This window comes from Citrobacter sp. Cy070, from assembly GCF_030332245.1.
Classification (GTDB): domain Bacteria; phylum Pseudomonadota; class Gammaproteobacteria; order Enterobacterales; family Enterobacteriaceae; genus Citrobacter; species Citrobacter youngae.
Genome location: NZ_JAOWIG010000051.1, coordinates 47753 through 73303, shown reverse-complemented (window position 1 = coordinate 73303; position 25551 = coordinate 47753). Strand labels below are relative to the sequence as shown.

Here is a 25551-nt window from a genome sequence, read left to right as displayed (position 1 = left end):
AATCAGAAGCATTCCTGATGATGTTAATTACTTTGCGTTATTTGTTTAAAAATTGTTTGTTTTTGCCGGGAAGATAATGAATAAACAGCGTAACCAGACGGTCGCTTAATGGCGTCATTAACCACCAGGGCAAGCCAATCAATACGACGGTCATAGAACCTACCACGATATCTGTAAGCCAATGTGCGCCGATCATTACGCGTGGAAAGGCAAAAACCACAGTGATAATAAGGCCGATTATTCCTGCGACTTTTCCGAAATAACGTAGCATAAATGCGGAAAAAATAAGCAGCATCATACCGTGATCGCCAGGAAAACTGTCTCTGGACGCATCTTTTGTTGAAATATGCAGCAGCTCGCTGACGCGATTAATATTATCGAACGTGAGGGTGGGGCTGGCGCGCTTAACCGGAATAAGCGCCTGGCCCAGTTGGTTTAATATCACCGCTGTTAGCAGCATCACCAGCCCAATTGCCACAATACGACGACGACCTTCCTGCGTTTCTTTTAACCAAAAACTCAGCATTAATGTGCCCATCGCCAATAATGAGCAGCCGTCAAATGCCCGGTTATTGGTGACCGCGACAATCCACAGGAAGAGCGGGCTCTCAACCAGCTTATGATTGAAGAAGTGGAAGATGCCCGAATCGAGAGAAAACCAGAGCCCATGCCCATGTGGAAGGTACCAGGACAAAAACAGCGCCAGACCAGCAATATTAAGCAGGAGTATTAGTGGGTATCGGGTTTTCATCGTCGTTTACCATTGCCATAAAACGGAGGCAACCTTACGCGCCAGCGTCTAAACGAAGCCTCAACAATGCACTCTGTAATGCATTCCAGTCGGTCTCGGTATCGGAGATGAGTTCAATGCGGCTATCTGGAGGGGCGACGTTTTGGGTCTCAATATGCCAGTCCTCACCCTGACGATTGATACGCACCAGCCCCTCTTTAATGCGCATCACTCCCTTCACGCGGCCGACAGGGGCGAGACGTGACCATTCCAGCAGGCCAATGGTATCGAACACCGTGTCAGCGTCAAAAATCCAGCCGCAGGCCTGATGCCCCTGACCGCTGTTCAGACTGCGGCGCCAGCGTTGCTGGGCAGGCAGGCTTAGTGCTGCCAGCCCTTTTTTATCAGCATGCTGGTGAGTATGTGCCGCACTGGAGGGAAGTTCCGTCAGATTCAGTCGGGGCAAATCCAGTAATTGTCCGTCGATCTGTCCATGATCGGCATAAACTAACTGGCGGTTACCGCCGTAGTGCTGCCACCAGGTTTGCAGAGCAGTTTCGCTTTCTGTCGTGGCACGATCGGATTTATTGGCAACGATGATATCGGCAGAGGCTAACTGATCGCGGAAATTCTCATTCGCGACGCTTTTTTCATCCAGCAACAGGCGCGGATCAAGGATACAGAGAGTTGCGCGCAAGTCGATCCACGGTTCGTAAACCGGCGCGGTGAGTAAATCCAGAATCTGTTTGGGATGCCCGAGGCCGGTGGGCTCAATCAGCAGCCGATCCGGTTTTCCCTGACGTAACAGCGTATTGAGGCCAACCTGCATGGGCAAACCATTAACGCAGCACATACAGCCGCCGGGGATCTCTTTGAGCATTGCGCCGCTGTCGGCGAGCAGTGCGCCGTCGATACCCACTTCGCCAAACTCATTGACCAAAACGGCCCACTTCTCTGCGGGATCTTTGTTGGCCAATAGATGAAGAATAGATGTGGTTTTGCCACTGCCGAGAAAACCCGTGATGAGATTGGTTTTAGTCACGCTTACTCCAGATTCATAAATTACCGTAATGGCTTTTAACAATCCTGGCGAAAAACGGGGGAAAAGAGAAGCGCAGAGAGGACGAAGACGAACTTCGTCCTGTTTAATGGCAGAAATCGTTAACTTTTTAACGTCTCGATGACCGCCTGATGTGCACCGTATTGGGCGATACGTTGCCAGGCTCGTTCCACGGTATCGATGAATTGTGGGTTCTGTGCGAGATCAGCGGCGAAGATTTCGTGCAGTGAAAGCAACGCGCTGACGCGTTCTGATTCCGTACTCTGTTCGACGATAGTGCGGATTTTGTCACTCATCGGGTCACGAATATCGATAATTTCACCTGAATCATCAATCCCGCTTACGTAGCGCATCCAGCCCGCAATGCCGAGTGCCAGCAGCGGCCACTCGCTTTGACGTGCTAAATGAACGCGGATCCCGTCCAGCATACGTTGCGGTAATTTTTGGCTGCCATCCATCGCGATTTGCCAGGTTTTATGTTTCAGCGCCGGATTGGCAAAGCGTTCCAGCAGGCTGTCGGCATACTGGTCCAAATCTACATCGGTAATTTGCAGCGTGGGGGCCTGTTCGCTGAGCATCAGCCGGTAAGCGGCTTCACGAAATGCGCTGTCCTGCATACAGTCGCTGATATGCTGGAATCCCGCCAGATAGCCGAGATAAGCGAGAAACGAATGACTGCCGTTCAGCATCCGCAGTTTCATTTGTTCCCACGGCAAGACGTTTTCGACCATCTGGACACCTGCCGTTTCCCATTGCGGACGGCCGCTGACAAAATGGTCTTCAATAACCCACTGAATAAACGGCTCGCAGCTGATTGCGCAAGGGTCTGCCACGCCTAATTCTCGGGCGATTTCATCCAGTGATTCTTCCGTCGCTGCCGGGACAATCCGGTCTACCATGGTTCCCGGGAAACTGACGTGCTCCCGAATCCAGTTAGCCAGTTCAGGTGAGCGTTTCTCCGCCATTCCCAGTACAGCGTTTTTTACCACATGACCGTTGTCCGGGATGTTATCGCAGGAGAGGACGGTAAACGGTTGCAGCCCACGTTGACGTCGGCGGTGCAGTGCTTCAACAATAATACCTGGTGCAGAGTGCGGTTCAGCCGGTGTCTGCAGATCGTGAATAATACGCGGGTTAGCGATATCGAGTGACCCCGTGGCAGGATCAATACAGTAGCCTTTTTCCGTAATGGTTAACGAAACAATAGCGACCTGAGGCTCGCAAAATTTTTCGATAATAGCCGCCAGTGAATCCAGCTTTGCATTCAGGCACTCGTTGACGGCCCCGACGATAATCGGCTGGTTGCCGGCCGCACCTTTTTCCAGCACGGTAAATAAATGATCCTGCTCGCGTAGCTGGCTCATCAGCCGGTCGCCGCTGAACAGGCTGATCTCACAAATCCCCCAGTCTCCACCCTGCGCATTCAGCACCCGGTCGGTCAATAACGCCTGATGGGCGCGATGAAATGCACCGAAACCAAAATGTACGATCCGCGTTTTTAGCTGTTGGCGATCGTACTGAGGCATCACGACATTTTCCGCAAGAGACGCTGAGGCAATAGTCTTCATTAAATACACCTGATTAACCATTAATTAACAATGGCAGTATAAAGTTATATGACAACAAATTGAATTGGTGTGCCTCATTTATCCGGGTAATGTGAGCTGGATCAATCAATGATGGGCGGTGTGTTGATCGTATACCGTATGCCTGTATGGTAGTCGTCATAAAAGTCGTTTAATTTGGTATAACAACTTGTGAGGTGAAGTAATGGAACAAACCTGGCGTTGGTACGGACCAAACGATCCAGTATCGCTTGACGATGTGCGTCAGGCTGGCGCAACGGGTGTTGTGACCGCCTTGCACCACATTCCCAACGGTGAAGTGTGGCCCGTAGAAGAAATTCAAAAGCGCCAGGCTACCCTGGCCGAAAAAGGGCTGACCTGGTCGGTGGTGGAAAGTATCCCTGTTCACGAAGATATCAAAACGCGTTCAGGTCAATATCAAACGTGGATTGCCAACTATCAGCAAAGTATTCGTAACCTGGCGACCTGCGGCATCGATACCGTGTGCTACAACTTCATGCCGATCCTGGACTGGACGCGTACTGACCTTGAATATCAGCTACCGGACGGGTCCAAAGCGCTGCGTTTTGACCAGATTGCCTTTGCGGCTTTTGAATTGCACATTCTGCAACGCCCGGGAGCTGAAGCGGATTATACCGACGAAGAACAACGCCAGGCGCTGGACTACTTCAATGCCATGAGCGATGCAGAAATTGAAAAGCTGACCCGCAACATTATTGCTGGCCTGCCTGGTGCCGAAGAAGGTTATACGCTGGATCAATTCCGCGCGCGCCTGGCGGAATATGATGGGATCAGCAAAGATGATTTGCGCAATAACATGGCTGTCTTCCTGCGGGCGATTGTGCCTGTTGCTGAGGAAGTTGGTGTACGTCTGGCAGTGCATCCTGACGATCCGCCAAGGCCAATCCTCGGTCTGCCACGTATCGTGTCGACCATTGAAGATATGCAATGGCTGAAAGAAACGGTAGACAGTATCAATAACGGTTTCACCATGTGTACCGGTTCGTACGGCGTGCGCGCCGATAACGATCTGGTAAAAATGATCGAAACCTTTGGCGATCGTATTCACTTCACACACTTGCGTTCAACCTGCCGTGAAGAAAACCCGAAAACCTTCCACGAAGGCGCACACTTGCAGGGCGATGTGGATATGGTATCGGTGGTGGCAGCTATTTTGAGCGAAGAGCAACGCCGTAAGAAAGCGGGTGATTTGCGTCCGATCCCAATGCGCCCGGATCATGGGCATCAGATGCTTGACGATCTGCATAAGAAAACGAATCCGGGCTATTCCGCGATTGGTCGCCTGAAAGGACTGGCAGAAGTTCGCGGCGTGGAGCTGGCGCTGAAAAAAACGCAGTTCCGCGATCTGCTGTAATTCGCCCAACACCAGGCGATAAATTGCCGGATGGCGCTTGTCCCGCTCCCGGCAATACTCAGGTGCGTTGTTATTGCTGTAATAACGCACACCTCTCCTGCTCCAGTACGTTTAATACCTTTCTGAGGTGCGGCACCTGCAGTCCGCCAAAACCAAAGAACATCACCGCATCGGAATTTTTTTGCCGCCACGCTGTTTCTGAGCCGTTTTCAATTTCCTGTAATGTATCAAAGCGCACCCCTGCCTGCAGGCAGCGCTGGCGTAGTTTTGCGATGACGTCAGGCGACCAGTCAATGCGTAATGAGAGATGTAACCCTGCCGTGGCACCATCGATCTTTCCTTCAGGGAACAGGGCTGATAAGCCATCACGCAGTAATGCGAGGCGTGCTGCATAGTTGCAGGCTAGCTTACCGAGATGGGTATAAAACACCTGGTTTTGCATTAACTCGGCTAAAAACTGCTGCAATAACCACTGGCTACCATTGTTGTTCAGCGCTTTCATATTTTGAACGGCGGGCAGCAGCTCATCGGGGCAAACGAGGTAACCGAGACGTGCCCCTGGTCCCAGCGTTTTTGAGAAGGTCCCCATGTAGATAACCCGGTTGTGGTAATCCATGGCTTTCAGTGCCGGAAGGGGATTCTCGCCATACGTAAATACGGCATCGTAATCGTCTTCAATAATCCAGGCGCCCACTCGCTGTGCCCACGTGAGTAATGACTTACGTCGTTCAAGTGACAGAACACTGCCCATTGGATACTGGTGAGCAGGTGTCACATAACAAAGCTGGGTTTCAAACTCGGGTAAATTATCGGTGCACAGCCCGTGATTATCCACGGCAATAGACGTAATATCGGCACCATAATAATTAAACAGATGCCATGCGCCAGAATAACAAGGTGATTCGGCGACCACGTGACACTTTTTATTCTGGCTTAGTGCATGATGAATAATGAATATTTGACTGAGCAGTGACAACCCTTCCTGAATTCCATCAGTAATGATGATGTTTTGTGCACTGGTATTAATACCACGGGATAAATTAAGGTACCTGACAATTTGCTCACGCAATGAAAATAATCCATTTGGTGAATGATATCGAGTCAGTAGCTGCTCTTTAAGTACGCTGGGGGCATTATTCCATTTACGCCAGCTTGACCAGGGAAACGCATTGGGGTCAGGGACGCCCATCCGGCAATAGCACTCACGTCCCATTTCAGCGTAAACATCGGTAGAAACACCGGCAGGCTTAGGCTTTATCGGTGGTGAGCCTTCCGCAGATGGCACGTGTGTTGGGGGACTACGCATAGGTGCCGTAAATGTGACTTCATAGCCGATACCCTGCCTGCTCTTAATAAAACCGGCCGCCATCAGTTTTTCATACGCCATCACCACCGTGATTTTGGCCACGTTTAGCGTCTGTGCCTGTTCGCGGATAGAGGGCAGTTTATCCCCACAAAGCAAATCGCCTTGCTGAATTGCCTGAAAGTAGAATTGAAAGATCTGTAATTGTAGCGGGGTGCGACTTTCCCTATTGAGAAACAGTGCCAGCATGAGGAAATTCCTTGTTTAAACAATAGCGGCATATTACACGTTTCAGAATATTGCTATTTTGACACGCCTCATAGAGTTAAGGCTGTTCCTATAATCTGAAATCGCTGTCTCTATTTTTGCTTTTTAATATCCCTTAGCGTGACGCTATTAAAAAAATGGAGGCAGGTATGTCGTGGATAAAAAAGAACGCGCTTTGGTGTGCGTTAGGTGGCGCTGTCGTAATGGCCATTGTTATTTGGGGAACATGGCAAGGAGTCCATTACACCAGCACTACGGAGTTTTGTTTATCGTGCCACTCGATGCGCACATCTGGAGAGGAGTATAAAACCAGCGTGCATTTTCGTAATGCCTCTGGCGTGCGAGCGGAGTGTAAGGATTGCCACATTCCCCCGGGAGTCGTCCCGACGTTGATGCGTAAAACCGAAGCCCTAAACGATCTCTATCACACCTTTATCTCACCCTCTATCGATACCCCGGAAAAATTCAATGCTAAACGGGCTGAGCTCGCCCAGCGAGAGTGGGCGCGGATGAGCGCCAACAACTCGGCAGCCTGTAAATCGTGTCACAGCTATGAAGCAATGGATCATGGAAAACAATCCGCCAATGCCGCGGCGCAGATGACGGCGGCAGCGGCGAAGGACAGCAACTGCATTGATTGCCACAAAGGGATCGCGCACCACAAACCGGACATGAGCAGTGGTTTTCGCGATCGCTACAAGCAGCTACAACAGCAGGGAGAAAAACTGTCAACTGCGATGACACTGTTTTCGTTAAGCGAAAAAACACTGACAGCTACGGCAGGGGCACCAGCAGGGAAAGCGCTGTTATTTCCGGCGACCCAGGTCAAGGTGCTGCAAAAAGAGGGAAGCAACGTCCAGTTGGAAGTGACGGGCTGGCGTGAAAGCAAAGGGCGTGGGCGGGTGATCACCCAGTATATGGGTAAACGCGTATTCTCCGCGGTTCTGGATGCTTCACTGATGGAAAACGTGAAAGTCCTGCAAACCCAGACTGACCCAGGTTCGCATCAGGAATGGCAGCAGGTGAGCGTGACCGCATGGACCTCCGCGCAGGGACTCATCGATAGCATTACTCCGGTATGGGAGTACTCAGATCAGATGCTGCAATCGACGTGTAGCGCCTGTCACAGCACGCCGCCGGCTACCCGATACACCGCCAATGGCTGGATTGCCGGACTGAAAGCGATGTCGACGTATTATCGACTCAATCCGGTGGAAGAACGTACGTTGTTGAAATACCTCCAGACACACGCCAGCGATGTGTCTGAACCCAACAAATAATAAGGATAAGATATGGATATTCATGACTTTAATCCGTCCCGCCGTCGTTTTCTGACCGGAATGCTGGCGGTTGGCGCAGCCAGTGCGCTGGCGCCTAATCCGCTGATATCAAAAGTATGGGCGGCGGGGGAAAACCCCGAACAATGGATCCAGTCTGGCTCACATTATGGTGCTTTTGAAGCCAAAGTGGTTAACGGCGAGTGGACGGAAACGCGTCCGTTCAAACATGACAAACACCCGTGCGATATGCTCAATGCGGTACGTGAAATCGTCTACAACCCTTCACGGGTTCGCTATCCGATGGTTCGACTGGACTGGTTACGCAAGCGTGAGAAGTCGGATCGTAGCCAGCGGGGAGATAATCGTTTTGTGCGGGTTAGCTGGGATCAGGCGCTGGACCTGTTTTATGAAGAGCTTGAGCGGGTGCAAAAAACCTACGGTTCATCCGGCGTCTTTACCGGGCTGGCGGATTGGCAAATGGTGGGCAAATACCACAAGGCTGGCGGTGCAATGGACAGAGGGCTCGGCCTGCATGGTAGCTATGTGACGACCGTAGGCGACTATTCAGCGGCTGCAGCCCAGGTGATTTTGCCGCATGTTATTGGTTCGCTTGAAGTCTATGAACAGCAAACCTCGCTGCCGCTGGTTATCGAGAACAGTAATACCATCGTACTGTGGGGCTGTGATCCCATTAAGAACTTGCAGATTGAATTTTTGGTTCCCGATCACGATGCGTTTGGCTACTGGCAGCAGATCAAAGAGGCCGTCGCCCAGGGAAAAATGCGCGTCATCAGCGTTGATCCGGTGCGCAGCAAATCGCAAAATTTTCTGGGGTGTGAACAGCTGGCGTTACGACCACAGACCGATGTTGCGTTACTGCTGGCGCTCGCACATACCCTGTATGAAGAAAAACTGTTCGACACGGCATTCATTAACGACTACACCGTCGGCTTCGAGCAGTTTTTACCCTACCTGATGGGAGAAACAGACAAACAACCGAAAAGCGCCGAGTGGGCTGCTGAAATCTGTGGGCTGACGGCGGATCAGATCCGTGACTTTGCCCGGCTGCTGGTGAAAGGTCGGACGCAGTTTATGGGCGGCTGGTGCGTACAGCGTATGCACCACGGCGAACAGTATCCCTGGATGCTGGTGGTGCTGGCCAGTATGGTTGGTCAAATTGGCTTACCGGGCGGCGGTGTGGGGTTCGGCTGGCACTACAACGGCGGAGGGACGGTGACGTCAGCCGGGCCGGTACTTTCTGGTCTGGGGAGCATTAACAATCCGCCAGAGGCGAAGTATAAAGCAGATTTTCGCGGCGTATCCGAGCATATTCCTACCTCACGTATTGTTGATTGCCTGCTGGAGCCGGGCAAAAAGATTGCGTTTAACGGTGAGACGTTAATCTACCCTGACATCAAAATGGCGATCTTCAGCGCGGCTAACCCGTTCCACGCCCAGCAGGATCGCAACCGGATGATCGAGGCGTGGAAGAAACTGGAGACCGTGGTGGTGTTAGATCACCAATGGACCGCATCCTGTCGTTTTGCCGATATCGTCCTGCCTGTTACCACACGCTTTGAACGTAACGATATTGAGCAGTTTGGCACCCATTCGAATAAGGGACTGATGGCGCTGCATCAGGTCGTCAAACCGCAATATGAAGCGCGGCATGATTTCGACGTGTTTGCCGGACTCTGTAAACGTTTTGACAAGGAGTCGGTATACCGGGAAAACCGCGATGAAATGCAGTGGGTACAAGCGCTTTATGACGAAGGGGTCAAAATGGGGGCCTCGCTCGGTGTTACGTTGCCAGACTTTGACACGTTCTGGAAAGGTGAAGGGTATGTTGAATATCCCGCGGGACAACCGTGGGTGCGTCATGGCGAATTTCGCGATCAGCCCGATCTTAATCCCCTGGGCACACCATCCGGTCTGATTGAAATTTACAGCAAAACGATTGCCGGTTTTCAGTATGACGATTGCCCTGGACATCCGGTGTGGATGGAGCCGTTTGAACGTAGCCATCAGAGTAGGAAAGATAAATATCCACTGCACCTGCAATCCTGTCACCCGGATAAACGCCTGCACTCCCAGTTGTGCTCAAGTGATGCGTTTCGCAGCACGTATGCGGTAGCGGGAAGAGAACCGCTTTACATCAGCGAGCAAGATGCTGCCGCGCGGGGGTTAAAAGCCGGGGATATTGCGCGGGTCTTTAACGCGCGCGGTCAGGTGCTGGCGGGGGTGGTGATTAGCCCTGATTTTACCCCTGGCGTGATCCGCATTCATGAAGGGGCATGGTATTCCCCACAGGAAGGTGGGAAAGCCGGGACGCTATGTACCTATGGCGATCCTAATGTCCTGAGCGCGGATATTGGTACGTCTCAACTGGCGCAAGGGCCTTCAGCGCATACCGTGCTGGTGGATGTCGAGCGCTATCAGCAACATGTTCCACCGGTCACGGGATTTGGTGGGCCGGAGATAGTGAAAGAGGAGGGGGACAATGCAGCATAGTCTTATTTTCCAGCAACGTGCCGCGGTCTATCAGTGGTTTTCACAATTGCTGTTTCGTGAGCTGGACCAGAAACAACTCGCTCGTCTTGAAAGCGAGGATACCCGACAGTGGCTTGCGTCGCTAGCGGGTATCCCCGGGCTTTCGCTGGATGTCAAAAAACTGGAGCGTAGCCTGACGCAGGCTCTGCGTCGTGAAAGCCGACAACTGGAGCTGGCCGCAGATTTTGCAACGTTATTTCTGCTGGCGCCGCCTGGCGGTGTTTCCCCGTATGCGGGACATTATCCGCACACAACAGCGGCCGAAGAACGTCGACAAATGAATGTACTGTTGGTTGAACACGGGCTGGCTGCGCAGGAAAATGAGCCCTCCGATCATATCGCTATACAGCTGGCTTTGATGGCGAGGATGGCAGCCAAAGAGGAAACGCTATCTGCACAATATTACTTTTTGCATCATCACATTATGTGTTGGGCACCCTTGTTCCGTGATAGCTGCCTGCAGCGTGATGAGAAGGGATTTTATGCGCGGGCGGTTAGCGTCATTGTGGGTTTTATACGGGAAGATGAGCAGTATCTGGAATCATTGTTGATGGATGATTTTTACCTCAGCAGTCAGCGCTGAAAATGACAAAGGGACAGCCTGCGCTGTCCCTTATACGTCAATGTGCGGCAGAAAATTAGTCTGCACGGCCCATATAGCGGCGTTCTTCGATATGAATACGGATTTTCTCACCCGCACTCAGATACTCAGGAACCTGGATCACCAGACCGGTGCTCAGGGTTGCTGGCTTGTTACGTGCACTCGCTGAAGCACCTTTAATACCCGGTGAGGTTTGAACGATTTCCAGGTCTACGGTCTGTGGCAGTTCAAGCGCCAGCAGCTGGCCGTCCCAGGTCAGTACCTGCATGTCTGGCATTCCGCCTTCCGGGATGAACAGCAGCTCTTCTTCAATCTGGTCTTTGGTGAAGGTATACGGGGTATAGTCTTCTTTATCCATAAAGACATATTCGTTGCCATCAACGTAGGAGAAATCAACCCCGCGGCGGCTTAGGGTGACGGTATCCACGATATCGTCACCTTTGAAGCGCTCTTCAACTTTCAGACCGGTACGGACATCAGAAAAACGCATTTTGTACAGCGTAGCTGCACCACGTGCGGACGGTGATTGAATATCGATATCTTTTACAATCAGCAGCTTGCCGTTGTAGTTCAGTACCATACCTTTTTTAATTTCGTTCGCTCTTGGCATCGAAAAAATCCTGTAGTGAGGAGTGTCTAAAATATCGCGTAAAACTACTCGCGCCGGGGCATTCAGGCAAGCGGAATTCATGCTTTTGCTGGTGCCAAAAAGGTGGTACTGTGCGCTTCCCGCACAATCCGATGGTTTACGATAAAGAGAGTACTGTATGGAATGCCGTCCGGATTGTGGTGCATGCTGCACCGCGCCTTCAATCTCCAGTCCCATCCCTGGCATGCCTGATGGCAAACCTGCTAATACGCCATGCGTTCAGCTGGATGAATCCCAGCGCTGTAAAATTTTTGCGTCTCCGTTGCGACCAAAAGTGTGCGGCGGTTTACAGCCCAGTGCGGAAATGTGCGGACAGACGACGCACCAGGCCATGATTTATCTCATCGAGCTTGAAGCGCTGACCGCGCCTTAAACGTCCTTGATGCGCGCCAGGCACACAACCGTCGCGACGATCATCACCAGCGCAAACCAGAACACCGCGTGATAGTTCCAGATTTCAGCGGCAATCCCCGCCAGTGAGCCGGCAATAATCCAGCCGACGCGGATGGTATTGGTGTACAACGTTGTGGCTGATCCCGCCTGCCCCGGCATTAAATCCTGAAAATAAAGCATGCCAATCCCGCCGAGGATGCCGATGTAAATCGCGTTCAGCAACTGTAAGCCGAGCAAAACAGCCGGTGAATGTGCCAACAGCATGCCGGCATAAAAAAAGAACCCGGCGATGACGGCGATTCTCATCAACAGACGTTTGCCCAGACGTTTGGCAAAATATCCCGCAATCAGCATGGTTGGGATTTCCAGTCCTGCTGCGGTGCCCATCATGATACCGGCGAGTTTTTCAGGCAGATGCAGTTCGTTGATGATAAACAGCGGCATATTAATGATATAGAGGCTGTTGGTGCCCCACATTAATGTGCAGATAGCAAAAAGCAGCAGCGTATCACGACGATTACGGCGTGGAGCTTCAACCGCTCCTGTTGCGAGAGGTACGCTTTTGTTCATTGACGGTAAGAAAAACCAGACCATCACGCCGCAGACAATAAATGCCACCGCGGCGCTGAGATACATCACCGTAAAGCTGAACCCCATGGCCAGCGCGTAGGCCAATGGTGGGCCGATCACCCAGGCCAGTGAAACCTGGGCACGTAAAATCGAGCTGAACATGACGGCTTCCCGGCCTGTGCGATCGGCGTGTTCACGAGCAAGCGCAAACATTTGCGGGTTGGCAGTCGATCCAAAGCTGCTGAGGAATACCCCGATAAACAGCAGAATAAAATAGTTACGGTTCCAGGCAAACAACACGCAGGCCAGCATACCCAGCACACAGCAAAAAACGATCAGGTTTTTACGATCGCCTTTTTTGTCAGAGCGTCCGGCCAGAAACTGGCTTACCAAAATGCCGATGACGGCGCTACCGGTAAAAAAGAAACCCACCATTCCCGGACGTGCATGGACCTCATCGGTCAGAAAAAGGCTGAGCGTGGGCGTCTGTAATGCCCCGGCGATGCCCGTGAGAAAAGCGACAAGCAGGAACGCCGAAGACGTTAAATCAAACGCCTTGGGTGTGGCGGCTACGGGGGTGTTATGCATGTTTAGCTATCAGTGGAGTGAAGAGAGGCGGAGTTTACGCTGCTCGCCAGAAAATAAACAGGGCACTAAATCAAAATCGGTATGGAAAATCAAAATGTCATTTCAGTCTGAGAAGGCCACATGCTGACGATGCTGAAGTTGAGTAGCTGAACACATTTTTGCGTCAGCTTGTTTCAAAGAAACGCCGAGAAAATGTGCGGTACATCTAAATTCAGCAAGTTAATTGTTAACTTTACTTGCGTGCTGAAGCAGAAAGATCCAGACTCCTTGAAACGTTTCAGCGTCATCTTACCTTAACTGATGGAGTCGGGTGACGCCTTTTTTCTCATGTTAGCTGAATCGTTTCAATTCAGCAGGAGAGGAGAATCATGTTCCAGTTATCTGTTCAGGATATTCACCCGGGCGAACAGGCCGGGAACAAAGAAGAGGCTATTCGCCAGGTTGCCGCAGCCCTTGTGCAAGCGGGCAACGTTGCGGACGGCTATGTCAATGGCATGCTGGCGCGCGAACAACAAACATCGACGTTTCTCGGCAATGGTATTGCCATTCCTCACGGTACGACAGACACACGCGATCAGGTACTGAAAACCGGGGTGCAGGTGTTTCAGTTTCCGCAGGGTGTGACGTGGGGCGAAGGTCAGATTGCGTATGTGGCTATCGGCATTGCGGCCAGCTCAGATGAGCACCTTGGGTTGTTGCGTCAGCTGACTCATGTATTGAGTGATGACTCGGTTGCGGAACAGCTGAAATCAGCCACCACGGCAGAAGAATTACGCGCATTGCTGATGGGCGAAAAGCAGAGCGAGCAACTGAAGCTTGATAACGAAACGCTGTCGTTGGACGTCGTCGCCAATTCGCTGGTGACGCTGCAGGCGCTGAACGCCGCGCGTCTGAAAGAAGCCGGTGCAGTAGATGCCACCTTTGTGGCCAGAACGATTAACGAGCAACCAATGAATCTTGGTCAGGGCATCTGGCTGAATGACTGTGCTGAAGGCAATGTGCGCAGCGCCGTCGCGGTCAGTCGTGCGGCAACCGCATTTGAGGTGCAGGGCGAAGCCGCTGCGCTGCTGGTGACTGTCGCGATGAATGATGACCAGCCCGTTGCGGTGTTGAAGCGTCTGGGCGATCTGTTGCTGAGCAATAAAGCTGACCGTTTGCTGAAGGCAGATGCTGCAACGGTGTTAGCGATGCTGACCAGCGATGATGCATTAACTGATGATGTACTGAGTGCCGAGTTTGTAGTGCGTAATGAGCATGGTTTACACGCCCGTCCGGGCACCATGCTGGTGAATACGATTAAACAATTTAATAGTGAAATAACCGTGACAAATCTTGATGGAACCGGAAAACCGGCAAATGGACGCAGTTTGATGAAAGTTGTGGCATTGGGCGTGAAAAAAGGACACCACCTGCGCTTCACCGCACAGGGTGAAGATGCTGAACAGGCGCTGAAAGCCATTGGCGATGCCATCGCGGCAGGCCTTGGGGAGGGCGCATAATGAGCAGACGTGTTGCAACTATCACCCTGAACCCGGCTTACGATCTGGTCGGTTTTTGCCCGGAAATTGAACGCGGTGAAGTCAATCTGGTGAAAACGACCGGTCTGCATGCGGCGGGAAAAGGGATTAACGTCGCAAAAGTACTTAAGGACCTGGGGATTGACGTGACGGTCGGCGGCTTTCTGGGTAAGGACAACCAGGATGGTTTTCAGCAATTGTTCAGTGAACTGGGCATCGCTAACCGTTTTCAGGTGGTGCAGGGGCGTACCCGAATTAACGTCAAGCTGACTGAAAAAGATGGTGAAGTTTCTGACTTCAATTTCTCCGGCTTTGAAGTCACCCCGGCTGACTGGGAACGCTTTGTGAATGACTCACTAAGCTGGCTGGGGCAATTCGATATGGTGTGCGTCAGCGGCAGCTTGCCGACCGGCGTGAGCCCTGAAGCATTCACTGACTGGATGACGCGCCTGCGCAGCCAGTGTCCATGCATTATCTTTGATAGTAGTCGTGAAGCGCTGGTCGCTGGCCTGAAGGCAGCTCCGTGGCTGGTGAAACCAAACCGTCGTGAGCTGGAAATCTGGGCTGGCCGTAAGCTGCCAGAAATGAAAGATGTTATCGATGCGGCACATGCTCTGCGTGAGCAAGGCATTGCGCACGTGGTGATTTCACTCGGTGCGGAAGGCGCGTTGTGGGTCAACGCTTCGGGTGAATGGATTGCTAAGCCACCGTCAGTTGAGGTGGTCAGCACTGTAGGTGCGGGTGATTCGATGGTTGGCGGTCTGATTTATGGCTTGCTGATGCGTGAATCCAGCGAACATACCCTGCGTCTGGCGACGGCAGTTGCCGCCCTGGCGGTAAGCCAAAGTAATGTGGGTATTACCGATCGTCCTCAGTTGGCCGCAATGATGGCGCGTGTCGACTTAAAACCGTTTAACTGACAGCAGGAGAGGCATAATGAAAACGCTGCTGATTATTGACGCTAATCTCGGCCAGGCTCGCGCCTATATGGCGAAAACCCTGCTTGGAGCGGCGGCACAGAAAGCGCATCTGGAGATCATCGACAATCCAAATGATGCAGAGCTGGCGATTGTCCTGGGCGATAAGCTGCCTGTCGACAATTCGCTGAACGGCAAAAAAGTCTGGCTGGGTGACATCGGTCGTGCGGTTGCGCATCCCGAGCTTTTTCTCAGTGAAGCAAAAGGTCATGCGCAGCCATATAGTGCGCCGGTTGTGGCAACGCCAGCGGCAAGCAATGGTCCAAAACGTGTGGTGGCAGTGACAGCCTGTCCGACAGGCGTCGCACATACGTTTATGGCTGCTGAAGCTATCGAAACCGAAGCGAAAAAACGCGGCTGGTGGGTGAAAGTGGAAACCCGCGGCTCAGTAGGGGCAGGTAATGCCATTACGCCGGAAGAGGTTGCCGAGGCCGATCTGGTGATTGTGGCGGCTGATATTGAGGTTGATCTGGCGAAATTTGCTGGAAAACCGATGTATCGCACGTCTACGGGCCTGGCGCTGAAGAAAACGAAGCAGGAACTGGATAAAGCGCTGGATGAAGCGACCCCGTATCAGCCAGCCGGGAAAAATCAGACTGCGGCCACCGAAGGAAAAAAAGAGGGCGCGGGCGCGTATCGTCACCTGCTGACCGGTGTGTCTTACATGCTGCCGATGGTGGTTGCGGGCGGTCTGTGTATTGCGCTGTCATTCGCCTTTGGTATTGAAGCATTCAAAGAGCAGGGAACGCTTGCGGCAGCACTGATGCAGATTGGTGGGGGCTCAGCCTTCGCACTGATGGTGCCCGTTCTGGCAGGTTACATTGCATTTTCTATCGCTGACCGCCCTGGTCTGACGCCGGGTCTTATCGGCGGTATGCTGGCGGTAAGCACCGGTTCTGGCTTTATCGGTGGGATTATCGCCGGTTTCCTTGCCGGTTATGTGGCGAAGCTCATCAGCACGAAGTTGAAACTCCCACAGAGTATGGAAGCGCTGAAACCGATTCTGATTATTCCGCTGCTTTCGAGCCTGGTCGTTGGTCTGGCAATGATTTACCTGATTGGTAAACCGGTTGCGGGCATTCTGGAAGGCCTGACTCATTGGCTGCAAACCATGGGGACGGCGAATGCGGTTCTGCTTGGCGCTATTCTTGGCGGCATGATGTGTACCGACATGGGCGGTCCGGTGAACAAAGCGGCCTACGCGTTTGGAGTGGGGCTGCTGAGTACGCAAACTTATGCACCGATGGCAGCCATTATGGCGGCAGGTATGGTGCCACCGTTGGCGCTGGGTCTGGCAACGCTGGTTGCGCGTCGCAAGTTCGACAAAGCACAACAGGAAGGTGGCAAAGCGGCGCTGGTTCTGGGTTTATGCTTTATCACCGAAGGGGCAATTCCGTTCGCGGCACGCGATCCGATGCGTGTTCTGCCATGCTGTATCGTCGGTGGCGCGGTGACGGGAGCAATCTCAATGGCTGTGGGTGCGAAGTTGATGGCGCCACACGGCGGACTATTTGTACTGCTGATCCCAGGAGCCATTACCCCTGTACTGGGTTACCTGTTGGCGATTGTTGCTGGTACGCTGGTGGCCGGTCTCTCCTACGCGGTGCTGAAGCGCCCGGAAGTGGACGCTGTCGCGAAAGTAGCCTAACTCTTCTTTACTTCCCTGGGCAGAGATTTCTCTGCCCTTTTTTATTCTTTGATCCCGGCAGTTGCGGCACCGCCACAATAATCCATCCTGTCTTAACCAAATTCGATAAAGTGCCCTTAAATCAAACTCGTCACGGAAATCGAATATGAAAAAAACGCACATTTTTGCCTCTCTGTCACTCGCTACGCTGTTGCTTACGGGGTGCTCAACCACCTGGGTGATGACAACAACATCAGGGGCAACGATAGAGACGCAAGGCAAGCCTGAGCAGGATTCCGGGACTGGACTGACAAAATATGCTGACACCTATGGCTATCACCGCGTGATTAAAAGCAGCGATGTGAAGCAAATAGCTAAAGGTAAGACGGTATTGCTATGGTGAGTCAGGTCAGGTAAGTCGCGAAGTATTCAGGAGGCGATATCGCTTTCGGCCCCCTGAATAAAACGGGTCAGGCAATCATTGGCGCGATGATAAAACCAAAGGCAACGCCCGCGATGATCCCACCCAGTCCTGGCAACATAAACGGATGGTTTAAGACATATTTGCCCACGCGCGTTGTCCCGGTGGTGTCGAACTCCATTGCCGCCAGTGAAGTGGGGTATGTGGGTAGAACAAACACACCTGTCACTGCCACGTAGGAAGCCAGAATGGCCCAGGTGGGTACGCCGAGCGCGACGGCAAGCGGGATAATCAGCGGCGTGGTGGCTCCCTGCGAATAGAGCAGCGCGCAGGTCCCAAACAGTACCAGAGCCAACAGCATCGGGTAGGCCTGTAGAATATTACCCGCGATGTCTTTAATTTCCGCTAAGTGTGCGTCAATGAATGTGGTTCCCAGTGTAACAATGCCGAGAATGACGGCCAGCGAACTCATACCTGCTCGAAAAGTGGATGTCAGTACAATGGCATCTGTCGATGTTTTGCACAGTACGACCATCAGACAAGCGGCAGATAACATGCAGATAATGATGATATCCCGGGTATTAATTGGGTTACCTGCATCGAATCCAGGACGTAGTTGAGGACATGCTGCAAGAATAACGATGACGACCGTTGCCAGCATAAACAGGGCAACGGAAAGCACGGCACCCGGCGTCGTGCTACTCTGGCTTTCATATTTACGGACCAGACCTTTTTGCAGGCGTTGCAGATACACTTCATCATCCTGTAGCTCGCACCCCTGGCGTGAAGCGATTAATGCCGCCACCATTGCGGCAACGAACGAGGCCGGCAGGCATACTGCCATGACCTGTATAAAGCTGACGCCGTTTCCCTCCATGATGGTCAACATTGCGGCCATTGCAGCGCTGATCGGCGAACCGGATATTGCCACCTGGGAGGCGACGACGGATCCTGCGAGCGTGCGTGAGGGGCGGATACCGGACTCTTTTGCTACTTCGGCAATGACCGGTAGGGTAGAGAAGACAATAAATCCGGTCCCCGCCATAATGGTCATCGACCAGGTAATAATGGGCGCAATAACATTGATATATTTAGGGTTACGCCGCATAAAATTCCCGGCAACGCGTACCAGATAATCCATACCACCCGCGGCCTGTAGTGCTGAGGCAGCCACTACCACCGTCATAATAATGAGAATCACGTCAACGGGTGGCGAACCAATTTGCAACCCAAATCCCAGTGTTAAAATAGCCAGCCCCAGCCCGCCACATAAACCAATACCAATACCGCCGAAGCGGATACCAAAAAATATTGCGCCCAACACTACGATAATTTCCAGCCAAATCATAATGGCCTCCGCCAGAGAATAATTCGTTATTAAAATGGGTGTTTATTTAATTCAATAATTAGCCAGGCATAGATTTTCATTGCACCAAAAGATGATCTTTACCAACGCGTTTCTCGTACCATTTAATACCGGCGCGAACCAACGAACCGGTTGAATCAATATATTTTTCAGGTGACGTTTTGACAGCCTCAGCAAGGATGACGGGAACTTCAGTACATCCCAGTACGATAACTTGTGCGCCGCGAGAGAAGAGTGCTTGAGCCTGTTCATTCATCAGCGTTTGCGCCCGCTTAACATCACCGGCTTTTAAGCAATAGATACTTTCCATCACTTTTTCCTGACTGGCAGAGTCAGGACTGATGCAGGTTAACCCAAGAGATTCAATGCCTTTTTGATAGAGACCCATGTACAAGGTGGCATTGGTGGCGAGTAGTCCAATACGTGATTTTCCACAGTTCCTGACCTCATTGATGGTCGTTTCAACGATACTGAGCAGCTCTGTGTGACAGCACTCTTTTAATTCATTAAACCAAAAGTGGGCGGTATTACAGGGGATAACAATACACTCAGCGCCAGCATCTTCGAGTTTATGCATATAATCGCGCATTGCCGGGAGTGGGGAATTACCATGATGCATTAACGCGTCAGTTCGGTCAGGAATGTCAGGAATAGATGAAATAATTAATGGGATATGTTCCTGGTCACGTTGTGCCGCGGTAAAGGTGACGAATTTATTAAAGAGATCGACGGTTGCCGCTGGCCCCATACCACCCAGTACGCCAATTAAACCTTTCACGATATATACCTCGATTTACCGTTAAATAATATTCAAGCTGTTTTTATCTTGCCCTAATGTTTAACAGCAGAGAGTCGAGAGGAGAAATGCAATAATGTTTGTCTAAATGCAAAAACTGCATGACTGTAGTTTCTTTCGTCCTCCCATGAGGTCCGGAAAGCGTGCGAAACCTGAAGTTTTGCCTGCAGAGAAGGGGGATGACTGAATGGCGAAGCCAACATGTTAATGCCAAAAACGAAGGCTTGATGCAAAAAACGAATCATCGGTGGCTAATCGCCAATATCATCTCTGGAACGCCTCTGGCATGATGTTTTAGGTTAATCACCCTATTTAAACATCCGCGTGACAGGCATGAAAAATATTGAGACAAAATGGTTATATGATTTCCTGACGCTGGAGGCGTGTCGTCATTTTTCCCAGGCGGCTGAGGAACGCAATATATCCCAACCGGCATTTAGCAGGCGGATCAAGGCGCTCGAATCCGCCGTGGGAGTACAGCTTTTTGATCGCACGACGAGTCCACTGCAACTCACGGAGGAGGGCAAGCTATTCCATTCGCAAACCCGTAGCCTGCTGCAACAGCTGGAATGCAATCTGGATGAGCTAAGTGGGCACAACCTGCTTGGGGTTCCCAATATTAAAATAGCGGCGGCACATTCTCTGTCGCTGACGATGTTGCCGAGATTAGTGCACTCAATGGCGGCCTGGGGGGAAGAGTTTGTTTATCACGTCGAGGCGATTGATGTGGTGCAAGCGGTGAATACCCTGCGTGAAGGGAAAAGTGATTTTATTATCTCTTTTCGGGATGAAGATTTAATGCAGTCACCCTTCTGCGGTTTGAAGGTTTTTGAGTCTGAGTTGTATCCCGTTTGTGCGGCTGATGCGAAGGGGAAGGCGTTGTTTGATATCTATCAGCCGCAGGTGCCGATTCTGAACTATACCAGTACATCCTACATGGGAAGATTGGTAAACCGTCATCTGGCGGAAGTGGGCGGTATTTCTGCTCGTACACTGTTTATGTCTTCGATGAGTGAGTTATTGAAAAATATGGCATTAGATGGCCATGGTATCGCCTGGCTGCCGGCGTGGACTATCGTAAACGAACTGCGTGACAAGCGGCTGGTTTGTCTGCAGACGCCGGAACTGATGGTGCCTATTCAGGCCTATATTTACCGGATGGATACCCGCTTGAATAAAACGGCTGAGCACTTCTGGCGGATTTTGTACAACCACATGCCGGAGGACCTGGTTTCGCTCAGTTAATACACACCAGTCTGCCTGGCACATCTGAAAAACCTCCGGTTGTCCGGAGGCTTTTTTCTGGTTTGCTCAATTTGTGTTCTGCCTCTCATTTTTTCTCTCCCTTGCAAACTGTATCTATAAAAAATTGTGACTCTGTTCATATCTATTTGTTTTAGATCTTGCGGATGGATTTACTTTACAAAAAACCTGGCTAACATGAACACATGTTTGATAGTGAACATGTGCTCTAATAACCTTTGCTGTAGCAATGGTTATTTTTGACGAACTCATTAGTGGTAATTATATTGCCAGGGGACGTGCTATGCGTGAAAAGGAATACATAGTAACCATTGGCTCGGCCAATATGGATGTCGCCGGGTATTCGCATGCTTCTCTGAATTATGCGGACTCGAATCCAGGGAAAATAAAATTTACGCCAGGCGGCGTGGGACGCAATATCGCTCATAATTTGGCGCTGTTGGGAAAAGATTCATGGTTACTGACTGCAGTTGGTAACGATTTCTATGGACAATCATTGCTGGCGCAAACTAATCAATCTGGCGTTCATGTCGAAAAATGCCTGATTGTTGCTGGAGAAAATACATCAAGTTATTTGTCGCTGCTTGATAATACCGGTGAGATGCTGGTTGCCATAAATGATATGAGTATTACCGACCACATTTCAGCGGATTTTTTGTCGCAACATCGTGATTTTATTCGTGCAGCAAAAGTCATTGTCGCTGACTGTAATATCAGTGAAGACGCGCTGACATGGGTGTTGGAAAATGCGGGCGAGGTACCGGTGTTTATTGACCCGGTATCGGCATGGAAGTGCGTTAAAATTCGCGAGCAGCTCGGCAAAATCCATACCTTAAAACCTAATCGACTTGAAGCTGAAACCCTGAGTGGGATTGCACTCTCCGGGCGAGAGGATGTTGGCAAAGTTGCCACGTGGTTTCATGAACGCGGCCTAAACCGCCTGGTGCTCAGCATGGGGGGGGACGGTGTTTATTACAGTGATATCTCGGGGAGTAGCGGCTGGTCGCTGCCCATTAAAACTCACGTCATTAATGTCACGGGGGCTGGTGATGCCATGATGGCGGGACTGGCTTCCTGCTGGGTAGACGGTCTGCCCTTTATTGATTCGGTTCGATTTGCGCAGGGTTGCTCATCTATGGCACTGGCCTGTGAATATACCAACAACCCTGATTTGTCTGTTGCGAATGTTAGCTTAATAGTGGAGAACACAGAATGTCTGAATTAACTCTTTCCTCTGAATTATTACAAATATCTCCAGAAGTTCAGGAAGCATTAAACAGTAAAAAACCCATTGTTGCACTTGAATCAACCATTATTTCCCATGGCATGCCATTTCCACAAAATGCGCAAACAGCAATTGAAGTAGAAGAAACTATTCGCAAACATGGTGCTGTGCCTGCAACCATTGCCATTATTGGCGGGGTAATGAAAGTTGGCTTGAGTAAAGACGAAATTGAACTTTTAGGACGTGAAGGGCATAACGTTGCTAAAGTTAGCCGCCGAGATTTACCGTTTGTTGTAGCCGCAGGGAAAAATGGCGCGACTACCGTTGCCTCTACCATGATTATTGCCGCTATGGCGGGAATTAAAGTATTTGCAACCGGGGGGATCGGCGGTGTTCACCGCGGGGCTGAGCATACATTTGATATTTCTGCGGATCTGCAAGAACTGGCTCATACCAATGTCACGGTTATTTGCGCAGGGGCAAAATCTATTCTCGACCTTGGATTAACAACTGAATATTTAGAAACCTTCGGTGTACCGCTCATTGGTTATCAGACAACATCGCTGCCAGCATTTTTCTGCCGCACCAGCCCGTTTGACGTCAGTATTCGTCTGGACAGCGCAAAAGAAATTGCCCGCGCGATGGCGGTGAAATGGCAAACCGGTCTGAACGGCGGCCTGGTTGTCGCCAATCCAATCCCGGAGCAGTTTGCCATGGCAGAGGAAAAAATTAACGCGGCAATCGATCGGGCCGTGAAGGAAGCTGAAGAACAGGGCGTTGTGGGCAAAGATAGCACGCCGTTCCTGCTGGCGCGGGTTGCGGAACTGACCGGAGGCGACAGTCTGAAATCAAACATTCAGTTGGTGTTCAACAACGCCGTACTGGCTTGCGAGATTGCGAAGGAATACCAACGCCTCGCCTGACCAAATTTTTCGGGCAGAAAGCGGTCGCCCGTGAATATCAAACCTACCAAAACCTGGCGTTAGCGCCGGGTTTCCTGGCATGAAGGGATTTCATTATGGATATAATGAGAAGTGTTGTGGGTATGGTGGTATTACTGGCCATCGCGTTTCTGCTGTCAGTAAATAAAAAACGGATTAGCCTGCGTACCGTTGGCGCTGCGTTGGTTTTGCAAATCGCCATTGGCGGTATCATGTTGTATTTCCCTCCGGGGAAATGGCTGGTTGAACAGGCTGCACTCGGCGTCCACAAGGTTATGTCATATAGCGATGCGGGAAGCGCATTTATTTTCGGCTCGTTGGTCGGTCCTAAAATGGATGTGCTGTTTGACGGTGCCGGTTTTATCTTTGCCTTCCGGGTACTCCCCGCGATCATTTTTGTTACCGCGCTGATAAGCCTGCTTTACTACATTGGCGTAATGGGACTGTTGATCCGTATTCTCGGTGGTATTTTCCAGAAAGCGCTGAACATCAGCAAAATCGAATCATTTGTCGCGGTGACGACGATTTTTCTCGGGCAAAACGAAATTCCGGCAATCGTGAAACCCTTTATTGATCGCCTGAATCGCAATGAGCTGTTTACTGCAATTTGTAGCGGGATGGCATCTATTGCGGGTTCAATGATGATTGGTTATGCCGGAATGGGTGTACCCATCGATTATTTGTTGGCGGCATCATTGATGGCAATCCCTGGCGGTATTTTGTTCGCGCGTATGCTGAGTCCGGCAACGGAAGAGTCTCGCGTTACCTTCGAGAATCTGTCGTTTACTGAGACACCACCGAAAAGCATCATCGAAGCGGCGGCCAGTGGGGCGATGACCGGATTGAAGATCGCCGCAGGTGTGGCGACGGTGGTAATGGCATTTGTCGCCATTATTGCGTTAATTAACGGCATTATTGGTGGCGTTGGTGGTTGGTTTGGCTTCGGTCACGCCACTCTGGAAGGCATTTTTGGCTATATTCTGGCCCCGCTGGCGTGGATTATGGGCGTGGACTGGAGCGATGCGACGCTGGCAGGTAGCCTGATTGGACAGAAGCTGGCGATCAACGAATTTGTCGCTTATCTCAACTTCTCACCGTATCTGCAAATGGGCGGTGCGCTGGACGTGAAGACCATCGCGATTATCTCGTTTGCTTTGTGTGGTTTTGCAAACTTTGGTTCAATTGGTGTTGTCGTCGGTGCGTTTTCAGCCATTGCGCCACAGCGCGCACCGGAAATCGCGCAACTTGGAATGCGTGCTTTGGCAGCGGCAACGCTTTCTAACCTGATGAGCGCCACAATAGCCGGTTTCTTTATCGGACTGGCATAAAATAAAGTTTGTAGGCCGGATAAGCAGAGCGCCATCCGGCATTATATCTAAGCGGTTTTCAGCAAATACAGGGCATTATCGGCGGAGAGCGTTGGGTTGTTGATACTGACGCTGGCCCGCGATAATGCCGCGCAGGCCATGGCAAACTGCGCGCTTTCACGAAACTCGCTACCTTCCAGAAAGCTGTACAGTAATCCCGCCATAAAAGCGTCATCGGCGCCAAAACTGTCTACCACCGTATGCTCAGGCGGCGTCAATAAAAACTGTTCGCCGTCCTTTTCGCTGCAAAAAACGGATTCGTCTTCCAGACACACAAAGATGCGTTTTACTCCTTGCTGATGAAGGTCGTTGACGGCCTGCATGCGATCCGCATCCGACTGGACAGGCTTACCCCATAAAATGCCCAGCTCTTTCTGCGTGGGTTTGAGCGTATGAATACGTGTAAACCAGGTCTTCATTTTTGCCGCTTTGAACTCTGAAACGGTATCAATAAATACCGGAATGTCATCAGCAATAGTAAATACCCACTCGATGGCTTCAGCAGTCAGGTTGCAATCCGCCAGCACGACGCCGGAATGGCGGATAAGATCCCGTGAACCGTTCAGCAACTGCGGCGTTAGCTGTTGCAGAATGTGGGTATCGTTAATCGCCAGTACGGTCTCTTCCTGCTGATTCGCGATCGACAAATAGGTGGAGGTGTTATGTCCATGCAGACGAATGCAATTGGAAACGTTAACACCAGCCTGACGGGTCTGTTCCAGCAGCGTTTCGCCATAGAAATCGCTACCAACAGCGGAGATTAAATGCACGTCACGGCCCAGCAGCGCCAAATTATGAGCGATATTGCGTCCCACGCCGCCTGCAGAACAGTGGATGCTGCCGGGGTTAGATGCGGCTTGAGGATAGTGGATGTCTGCAATACCCCGGATATCCATGTTGATAGCTCCGACGACGACGCAATAATCTTGTTCGGTAAGGATATAACCTTTACCTTTGATCATTCCTTTGCGCATCAAATCCATAATATGTGCGGCGACGCGCGAACGGCTGATCTGCAAAATATCGGCGATTTCATTCTGCTGAATCAACGGATTACGTCGCAGGATCTTAAGGATCTGCTTTTCCCTGTCGTTCATGA

The 25551-nt window shown here is 51.2% G+C and carries 22 protein-coding genes; 13 read left to right on the top strand and 9 right to left on the bottom strand.

The genetic code is table 11. The features are described 5' to 3' along the window. Positions 1-37 precede the first annotated feature (37 nt). The 3 genes from OGY19_RS06510 to OGY19_RS06500 all read right to left on the bottom strand — a co-directional run bounded on the left by OGY19_RS06510 (position 38) and on the right by OGY19_RS06500 (position 3358). On the bottom strand, positions 38-751 hold the full coding sequence (locus OGY19_RS06510) for a phosphatase PAP2 family protein (RefSeq protein WP_048211144.1): 714 nt from the start codon (positions 749-751) through the stop codon (positions 38-40). A gap of 34 nt (positions 752-785) precedes the next feature. Next, entirely contained in the window at positions 786-1772 is a 987-nt protein-coding gene (locus OGY19_RS06505; RefSeq protein ID WP_048211145.1) for a CobW family GTP-binding protein, read from the bottom strand. 119 nt (positions 1773-1891) lie between these two features. After that, a complete protein-coding gene (locus OGY19_RS06500; protein WP_115601767.1) occupies positions 1892-3358 on the bottom strand; it encodes a mannitol dehydrogenase family protein in 1467 nt (488 codons plus the stop codon). A 202-nt stretch (positions 3359-3560) separates the two neighbouring features. Here OGY19_RS06500 and uxuA point away from each other — a divergent pair, with 202 nt between their 5' ends. Beyond that, on the top strand, positions 3561-4751 hold the full coding sequence (gene uxuA / locus OGY19_RS06495; protein WP_048211147.1) for a mannonate dehydratase: 1191 nt from the start codon (positions 3561-3563) through the stop codon (positions 4749-4751). Between the two features lie 70 nt (positions 4752-4821). Here the strand turns inward: uxuA and pdxR are convergent, their stop codons facing one another. Further along, the gene (gene pdxR / locus OGY19_RS06490; protein ID WP_115601768.1) at positions 4822-6303 is read right to left on the bottom strand and encodes a MocR-like pyridoxine biosynthesis transcription factor PdxR; all 1482 of its coding nucleotides are present in this window, start codon (positions 6301-6303) and stop codon (positions 4822-4824) included. A 167-nt stretch (positions 6304-6470) separates the two neighbouring features. Here pdxR and torC point away from each other — a divergent pair, with 167 nt between their 5' ends. Genes torC through torD form a run of 3 tightly spaced genes read left to right on the top strand, consistent with a single transcriptional unit; the run spans position 6471 to position 10734 of the window. Then, positions 6471-7601, top strand: coding sequence for a pentaheme c-type cytochrome TorC (gene torC, locus OGY19_RS06485; protein WP_115601769.1), 1131 nt, complete (start codon positions 6471-6473; stop codon positions 7599-7601). A 12-nt stretch (positions 7602-7613) separates the two neighbouring features. After that, positions 7614-10112 (top strand): trimethylamine-N-oxide reductase TorA, encoded by a 2499-nt coding sequence (gene torA / locus OGY19_RS06480; RefSeq protein ID WP_115601770.1) that lies wholly within the window; start codon positions 7614-7616, stop codon positions 10110-10112. After that, a complete protein-coding gene (gene torD, locus OGY19_RS06475) occupies positions 10102-10734 on the top strand; it encodes a molecular chaperone TorD (RefSeq protein WP_048211151.1) in 633 nt (210 codons plus the stop codon). Before torA ends, torD begins: the two co-directional genes overlap by 11 nt. Positions 10735-10789: 55 nt before the next feature. Here the strand turns inward: torD and yeiP are convergent, their stop codons facing one another. After that, positions 10790-11362, bottom strand: coding sequence for an elongation factor P-like protein YeiP (gene yeiP, locus OGY19_RS06470; protein WP_115601771.1), 573 nt, complete (start codon positions 11360-11362; stop codon positions 10790-10792). A 157-nt stretch (positions 11363-11519) separates the two neighbouring features. Between yeiP and OGY19_RS06465 the strand changes: the two genes are divergently transcribed. Beyond that, positions 11520-11774, top strand: a complete 255-nt coding sequence (locus tag OGY19_RS06465; protein WP_115601772.1) for a YkgJ family cysteine cluster protein — start codon at positions 11520-11522, stop codon at positions 11772-11774. Here OGY19_RS06465 and setB read toward each other — a convergent pair. Beyond that, positions 11771-12952, bottom strand: coding sequence for a sugar efflux transporter SetB (gene setB, locus OGY19_RS06460; protein WP_115601773.1), 1182 nt, complete (start codon positions 12950-12952; stop codon positions 11771-11773). The genes OGY19_RS06465 and setB overlap by 4 nt on opposite strands. A 368-nt stretch (positions 12953-13320) precedes the next feature. Between setB and fruB the strand changes: the two genes are divergently transcribed. The 4 genes from fruB to OGY19_RS06440 all read left to right on the top strand — a co-directional run bounded on the left by fruB (position 13321) and on the right by OGY19_RS06440 (position 17476). Next, positions 13321-14451 carry a fused PTS fructose transporter subunit IIA/HPr protein gene (gene fruB / locus OGY19_RS06455; protein WP_048211153.1) on the top strand — a complete coding sequence of 377 codons (1131 nt, stop codon included), beginning with the start codon at positions 13321-13323 and terminating at the stop codon, positions 14449-14451. Next, complete coding sequence (gene fruK / locus OGY19_RS06450; RefSeq protein WP_003027446.1) at positions 14451-15389, top strand: 1-phosphofructokinase; 939 nt, start codon at positions 14451-14453, stop codon at positions 15387-15389. Before fruB ends, fruK begins: the two co-directional genes overlap by 1 nt. A gap of 16 nt (positions 15390-15405) precedes the next feature. Further along, positions 15406-17094 carry a PTS fructose transporter subunit IIBC gene (fruA, locus tag OGY19_RS06445; RefSeq protein WP_048211154.1) on the top strand — a complete coding sequence of 563 codons (1689 nt, stop codon included), beginning with the start codon at positions 15406-15408 and terminating at the stop codon, positions 17092-17094. Between the two features lie 145 nt (positions 17095-17239). After that, positions 17240-17476 (top strand): YgdI/YgdR family lipoprotein, encoded by a 237-nt coding sequence (locus tag OGY19_RS06440; protein WP_061068170.1) that lies wholly within the window; start codon positions 17240-17242, stop codon positions 17474-17476. A gap of 67 nt (positions 17477-17543) precedes the next feature. Here OGY19_RS06440 and OGY19_RS06435 read toward each other — a convergent pair whose 3' ends face one another. After that, positions 17544-18842, bottom strand: coding sequence for an anaerobic C4-dicarboxylate transporter (locus tag OGY19_RS06435; protein ID WP_115601774.1), 1299 nt, complete (start codon positions 18840-18842; stop codon positions 17544-17546). A 76-nt stretch (positions 18843-18918) separates the two neighbouring features. Continuing rightward, positions 18919-19638, bottom strand: a complete 720-nt coding sequence (gene cuyB / locus OGY19_RS06430) for a cysteate racemase (protein ID WP_115601775.1) — start codon at positions 19636-19638, stop codon at positions 18919-18921. A 351-nt stretch (positions 19639-19989) separates the two neighbouring features. Here cuyB and hypT point away from each other — a divergent pair, with 351 nt between their 5' ends. From hypT to OGY19_RS06410, 4 genes are all read left to right on the top strand, one after another. Then, a complete protein-coding gene (gene hypT / locus OGY19_RS06425) occupies positions 19990-20901 on the top strand; it encodes a hypochlorite stress DNA-binding transcriptional regulator HypT (RefSeq protein WP_048211158.1) in 912 nt (303 codons plus the stop codon). Positions 20902-21202: 301 nt separating this feature from the next. Next, positions 21203-22144: a pseudouridine kinase gene (locus tag OGY19_RS06420; RefSeq protein WP_048211159.1), complete on the top strand. Its 942-nt coding sequence runs from the start codon at positions 21203-21205 to the stop codon at positions 22142-22144. Next, positions 22132-23067: a pseudouridine-5'-phosphate glycosidase gene (locus OGY19_RS06415; protein ID WP_048211160.1), complete on the top strand. Its 936-nt coding sequence runs from the start codon at positions 22132-22134 to the stop codon at positions 23065-23067. The genes OGY19_RS06420 and OGY19_RS06415 overlap by 13 nt, the downstream gene beginning before the upstream one ends. Positions 23068-23162: 95 nt before the next feature. After that, positions 23163-24413 (top strand): NupC/NupG family nucleoside CNT transporter, encoded by a 1251-nt coding sequence (locus OGY19_RS06410; RefSeq protein ID WP_048211161.1) that lies wholly within the window; start codon positions 23163-23165, stop codon positions 24411-24413. A 47-nt stretch (positions 24414-24460) separates the two neighbouring features. On the opposite strand, the gene OGY19_RS06405 is transcribed toward OGY19_RS06410, so the two are convergent. Next, entirely contained in the window at positions 24461-25549 is a 1089-nt protein-coding gene (locus OGY19_RS06405) for a sugar kinase (RefSeq protein WP_048211162.1), read from the bottom strand. Positions 25550-25551 lie beyond the last annotated feature (2 nt).